The following is a 6,000-nucleotide window of genomic DNA, read 5'->3' on the forward strand; positions in this document are numbered from 1 at the left end:
TGCCACACCTAGTCTGGCTTGCATGACGTCCTCCGATGCCTCAGGAGCGCGGTGGTCCGACCTGGACCGTCCGCCGCTCAACGCCTCCGCGCTGCGCCGCGCGCTCGTCCTTCCCGACGGGCTCTGGACCTCGCTCGACCTGGTCACCACGACCGGCTCCACCAACACCGACCTGGCCGCACGCGCCGACGAGCTGCCCGAGGGCGCGGTGCTCGTCGCCGAGGAGCAGACCTCGGGGCGCGGCCGCCTCGACCGCGACTGGGTCTCGCCCCCGCGTGCCGGGATCTTCGTCTCCGTCCTGTTCAAGCCGGACGTGCCGGTGCACCGGTGGGGCTGGCTCCCGCTGCTCGCCGGCGTCGCGTCGGCGACCGGGCTCACGAAGTCCGCCGGGGTGGATCTTTCCCTCAAGTGGCCGAACGACCTGATGGTTTCGGTCGGGGGCGAGGAGCGGAAGACCGGCGGGATCCTCGCCGAGCGGGCGGGCGCGGACGGGGTCGTCGTCGGGATCGGCGTCAACGTGACCCTGAAGGAGGAGGAGCTGCCGGTGCCGGGCGCCGGTTCGCTGCTCCTCGCGGACGCGGTCTCGACGGACCGGGACACGCTGCTGCGGTCGGTCCTGCGGTCCCTTGAGCACTGGTACGGGGAGTGGGTGCGGGCGGACGGCGACCCCGAGGCCTCCGGCCTCCAGGCGGCGTACACGGCGCGCTGCTCGACCCTGGGCCGCCACATCCGGGCCGACCTTCCCGGCGAGCGGATGCTGGAGGGCGAGGCGGTCGCCCTGGACGGCGACGGACGCCTGGTGGTGGAGACGGAGGGCGGCGGCACGGAGGCGGTCGGGGCGGGCGACATCGTCCACGTCCGCGCGACGGGCTGACGGCCGGGCTCCCCTTGCGACCCGGGCCGCATCCACCGGTCCGGGCGCCGGGCCTCCTCCGCCGCCGTGCCCACCCGTCCCGCCCCGCGGGAGCGGAACGGCGTGAGCTGGCACACACCTGTCGTATCGTGGAGCGCGATCCAGGGCGACAGATCGGCAGGGCAGTGGGCAGGGAAACGGCAGGAGGCGGCCGGTGACCGTCGACGACGCGCACAACGGCGGTGAGGCGGAGCCCCCGGCGTACCCCACGCCGCACCACCACGTCGACCACACGGCCGAGCCGACCGACGACCCCCTCGCGATCCGCCTCGAACAGCTCATCCTGGGCGCGGACCGCCGCTACACCCCCTTCCAGGCCGCCCGCACCGCCGGCGTCTCCATGGAGCTGGCCTCCCGCTTCTGGCGCGCCATGGGCTTCGCCGACATCGGCCAGGCCAAGGCGCTCACCGAGGCCGACGTCCTCGCCCTGCGCCGCCTCGCCGGTCTCGTCGAGGCCGGGCTGCTCAGCGAACCCATGGCCGTCCAGGTCGCCCGGTCCACCGGCCAGACCACCGCCCGGCTCGCCGAGTGGCAGATCGACTCGTTCCTGGAGGGCCTCACCGAGCCGCCCGAGCCCGGAATGACCCGTACGGAGGTCACGTACCCCCTGGTCGAGCTGCTCCTGCCCGAGTTGGAGGAGTTCCTGATCTACGTCTGGCGCCGCCAGCTCGCCGCCGCCACCGGCCGCGTCGTGCAGGCCGCCGACGACGAGGAGATGGTCGACCGTCGGCTCGCCGTCGGCTTCGCCGACCTCGTCGGGTTCACCCGGCTGACCCGCCGCCTGGAGGAGGAGGAGCTCGGCGAGCTCGTCGAGGCCTTCGAGACCACCTGCGCCGACCTCGTCGCCGCCCACGGCGGCCGGCTCATCAAGACCCTCGGCGACGAGGTGCTGTACGCCGCCGACGACGCCGGCACCGCCGCCGAGATCGCGCTGCGCCTGATCGAGACGCTCAGCCACGACGAGACGATGCCCGCCCTGCGCGTCGGCATCGCCTTCGGCACGGTGACGACCCGGATGGGAGATGTCTTCGGGACGACGGTGAACCTCGCGAGCCGGCTCACGTCGATAGCGCCCAAGGACACCGTCCTGGTCGACGGGGCGCTCGCCGAGGAGCTCACCCGCACCGGCGAGGCGCCCGTCTCCGAGACGCAGGCGGCCGAGGAGGCGGCCCGCGCCGAGAAGGAGGGCGAGCAGGCCCCGACGTACCGCTTCGCGCTGCAGCCGATGTGGCAGCGCCCGGTGCGTGGTCTCGGCGTCGTGGAGCCCTGGCACCTGACCCGCCGCCCCACCTAGGATCCGGTGAACAGGCGTTAACAGGCGTTCACCGGGAGGGTGCGGTCATGTCCGAGCAGTCCGAGCAGCGGTTCGGTGAGTTCGTCGGGGTCCGTCGGCACGAGTACGTCGCCGAGCTGGTCCTCGACCGGCCCAAGGCGATGAACGCGGTCTCCCTGGAGATGGCCCGCTCGATCAGCGCCGCCTGCGCGGCGCTCGCGGCCGACGAGGCGGTACGGGTGACGGTGCTGACGTCCTCGAACGACAAGGCCTTCTGCGTCGGCGCCGACCTCAAGGAGCGCAACTCCTTCTCGGACGCCGACATGGTCCGTCAGCGGCCCGTCTCGCGCGGCGCCTACGGCGGCGTGCTCGACCTGCCGATGCCGACCGTCGCCGCCGTCCACGGCTTCGCCCTCGGCGGCGGCTACGAGCTGGCCCTCGCCTGTGACGTGATCGTGGCCGACGCGACGGCCGTGGTCGGTCTGCCGGAGGTCTCGGTGGGCGTCATCCCCGGCGGCGGTGGTACGCAGCTGCTCCCGCGCCGCGTGGGCGCGGCGCGCGCGGCCGAACTGGTCTTCACGGCGCGGCGGGTGGAGGCGGCGGAGGCGCGCGAGCTCGGGCTCGTCGACGTGCTCGCGGAGGACGCCCGTACGGCCGCCCTGGAGCTGGCCGGGCGGATGGCGGCCAACTCGCCGGTCGGCCTGCGCGCCTCGAAGCGCGCGCTGCGCCTGGGGCAGGGCCTGGACCTGAAGGCGGGCCTTGAGGTCGAGGACGCGGCGTGGCGGGCGGTCGCGTTCTCGGGCGACCGGGCGGAGGGCGTGGCGGCGTTCAACGAGAAGCGGAAGCCGCGGTGGCCGGGCGTCTGAGCCCCGCGTGAGGGCGGCCGACGCTCTGAGATTTCGGTGAGAATTCTCCCGATCGACCCGTTATGTCACTTTCAGTGACGCCCCACAAGGGAAAACGGATGAAACCTCCCTAAGCTGGAGGAATGGGAGAGGATGTGCGGCTGCGGGCCGTAGTGGCGCTGGCGCAGGCGATGGCGGCGGCGCACACCCCGCGCGAGTTCTGGCGGGCCGCGGCGCTGGGCGCCCGCGACGGGCTCGACGGGACCTTCGCCGCACTCTCGGTCTGGGAACGCGACCACGGCCGGCTCAAGGTGCTGGTGAACGCCGGCGAGCGGGCCGTGGGCGAGGAGGAGTTCCCCGACTCCGAGACGTACCCGGTGCACCAGTTCCCCGAGATCACCGAGTTCCTGCACGCGCGGTGGGCGGGCGGCGGTGAGCCGGACGCCTGGGTGGAGACCGCGGGGGACCGCCTCCCGACCGGCCGTGTCACCGGGCTGCGCAGGCGCGGGCGCGGCTGCTGCGTGGTCGCGCCGGTGGTGCTGCACGGCCGGGCCTGGGGCGAGCTGTACGTGGCCCGGCCGGCCGGGGCGCCGGTCTTCGACCGCGACGACGCCGATTTCGCGGCCGTGCTCGCGGCCGTCGTCGCGGCGGGCATCGCGCAGGCGGAGCGCCTGGAGGAGGTACGGAAGCTGGCCTTCACCGACCCGCTGACCGGGCTCGCGAACCGCCGCGCGGTCGACACCCGGCTCGACGAGGCGATCGAGCGCTACCGCCTGGACGGTTCCGTGGTGAGCCTGGTGGTCTGCGACCTGAACGGCCTGAAGCGGGTCAACGACACCCACGGGCACGCGGTCGGCGACCGTCTGCTGGAACGGTTCGGCTCGGTGCTCTCGCGCTGCGGGGCGATGCTGCCCGGCGCGCTGTCGGCACGGCTCGGCGGCGACGAGTTCTGTCTGCTCTCCCTCGGCCCGACGGCCGACGAGGTGGTGGCGGTCGCCGACGAGCTCTGCGTCCGCGCCGGTGAACTGGAGCTCGGTGAGGGCGTCGCATGCGGGGTCGCCTCGACCGGAGACCCCATCGGCGCGCTCACGTCCGCCCGCCGCCTCTTCCGCCTCGCCGACGCGGCCCAGTACCAGGCGAAGGCGGCCCGCTCGTCGAAGCCGGTGGTGGCGGGCCGCGACGGCACGGTCATCCAGCTCGCCGACGCCCCGCCGGGAGCCCGCGACCGCAGGCGCTTCCGCGACGCGCCACCCGGAGGCCGCGAGTAGCCGCACGACGATCCCGGGGACGGGCCGTGCGCCGGGGCGGCCGGTAAGGACCTGCCTCCGGACCGACTAGTGACATGTTGGTCTTCAATCCGTAGGGTGCTGAATATGGATATGCACATCGTCGTCCTCGGCACGTCCGGCACCACCTTCCAGGACGTCCTTGACGTCGCCCGCCACGGCGCGCGCGTCGAGCTGTCCCCCGAGGCCGTGCGGGCGCTCGCCGAGTCCCGTGCCGTCGTCGACGCGCTCGCCGCCAAGCCCGAGCCCGTGTACGGCGTCTCGACCGGGTTCGGGGCCCTCGCCACCCGGCACATCAGCCCCGAACTGCGGGCGCAGCTCCAGCGCAACATCGTCCGCTCGCACGCCGCCGGCATGGGGCCGCGCGTCGAGCGGGAGGTCGTGCGGGCCCTGATGTTCCTGCGGCTGAAGACCGTCGCCTCCGGGCACACCGGCGTCCGCCCCGAGGTCGCGCAGACCATGGCCGACATCCTGAACGCGGGCATCACCCCGGTCGTCCACGAGTACGGCTCGCTCGGCTGCTCCGGCGACCTCGCGCCCCTCTCGCACTGCGCCCTGACCCTGATGGGCGAGGGCGACGCCGAGGGCCCCGACGGCACCGTGCGGCCCGCGGGCGAGCTGCTCGCCGCCGCCGGGATCCAGCCCGTCGAGCTGCGCGAGAAGGAGGGCCTCGCCCTCCTCAACGGCACCGACGGCATGCTCGGCATGCTGATCATGGCCCTCGCCGACCTCGACACCCTCTACAAGTCGGCCGACATCACCGCGGCCCTCTCCCTCGAAGCCCTCCTCGGCACCGAGAAGGTCCTCGAACCCGAGCTGCACGCCATCCGCCCCCACCCGGGCCAGGGCGCCTCCGCCGCCAACATGCTCGCCGTCCTCAAGGGCTCCGGGCTCACCGGCCACTTCCAGGAGGAGGAGGCCCCGCGCGTCCAGGACGCGTACTCCGTGCGCTGCGCCCCGCAGGTCGCCGGCGCCGGCCGCGACACCATGGCCCACGCCCGTACGGTCGCCGAGCGCGAACTCGCCTCCGCCGTCGACAACCCCGTGGTCCTGGCCGACGGACAGGTCCGCTCCAACGGCAACTTCCACGGCGCACCCGTCGCGTACGTCCTCGACTTCCTCGCGATCGCCGCCGCCGACCTCGGCTCCATCGCCGAGCGCCGCACCGACCGGCTCCTCGACAAGAACCGGTCCCACGGCCTGCCGCCCTTCCTCGCCGACGACGCCGGCGTCGACTCGGGCCTGATGATCGCCCAGTACACCCAGGCCGCCCTGGTCAGCGAGATGAAGCGGCTGGCCGTCCCGGCCTCCGCCGACTCCATCCCGTCCTCCGCCATGCAGGAGGACCACGTCTCCATGGGCTGGTCCGCCGCCCGCAAGCTGCGCACCGCGATCGGCAACCTCAACCGGATCATCGCCGTCGAGCTGTACGCCGCCACCCGTGGCATCGAGCTCCGCCGCGGCCTCACCCCCGCCCCCGCCTCGCAGGCCGCCATCGAGGCCCTGCGTGCCGCCGGGGTCGAGGGCCCGGGCCCGGACCGCTTCCTCGCCCCCGACCTGGAGGCCGCCGACGCGTTCGTACGCGAAGGGAAGCTGGTCGCCGCCGTGGAGCCGGTCACCGGTCCGCTGGCGTAGCGGGACGGAGCCGGAAAACGGAAGGGCCGCCACTCCGGTGAGGAGTGG

Annotated in this window: 5 protein-coding genes; all 5 read left to right on the forward strand. The window is 73.9% G+C overall.

Features of this window, described 5'->3' with window-relative positions:
- Positions 1-22: 22 nt before the first annotated feature.
- The 5 genes from ACWF79_RS12000 (at position 23) to hutH (ending at position 5,952) form a co-directional block, all read left to right on the forward strand.
- The gene (locus ACWF79_RS12000; protein WP_453727953.1) at positions 23-874 is read left to right on the forward strand and encodes a biotin--[acetyl-CoA-carboxylase] ligase; all 852 of its coding nucleotides are present in this window, start codon (positions 23-25) and stop codon (positions 872-874) included.
- Between the two features lie 193 nt (positions 875-1,067).
- On the forward strand, positions 1,068-2,207 hold the full coding sequence (locus ACWF79_RS12005; RefSeq protein ID WP_453727954.1) for an adenylate/guanylate cyclase domain-containing protein: 1,140 nt from the start codon (positions 1,068-1,070) through the stop codon (positions 2,205-2,207).
- A gap of 47 nt (positions 2,208-2,254) precedes the next feature.
- Positions 2,255-3,052, forward strand: a complete 798-nt coding sequence (locus tag ACWF79_RS12010; RefSeq protein WP_453727955.1) for an enoyl-CoA hydratase/isomerase family protein — start codon at positions 2,255-2,257, stop codon at positions 3,050-3,052.
- A gap of 122 nt (positions 3,053-3,174) precedes the next feature.
- A complete protein-coding gene (locus tag ACWF79_RS12015) occupies positions 3,175-4,299 on the forward strand; it encodes a diguanylate cyclase domain-containing protein (protein WP_453727956.1) in 1,125 nt (374 codons plus the stop codon).
- A 111-nt stretch (positions 4,300-4,410) separates the two neighbouring features.
- Positions 4,411-5,952, forward strand: coding sequence for a histidine ammonia-lyase (hutH, locus tag ACWF79_RS12020; RefSeq protein ID WP_453727962.1), 1,542 nt, complete (start codon positions 4,411-4,413; stop codon positions 5,950-5,952).
- Positions 5,953-6,000 lie beyond the last annotated feature (48 nt).

The organism is Streptomyces sp. NPDC054975, from assembly GCF_053609105.1.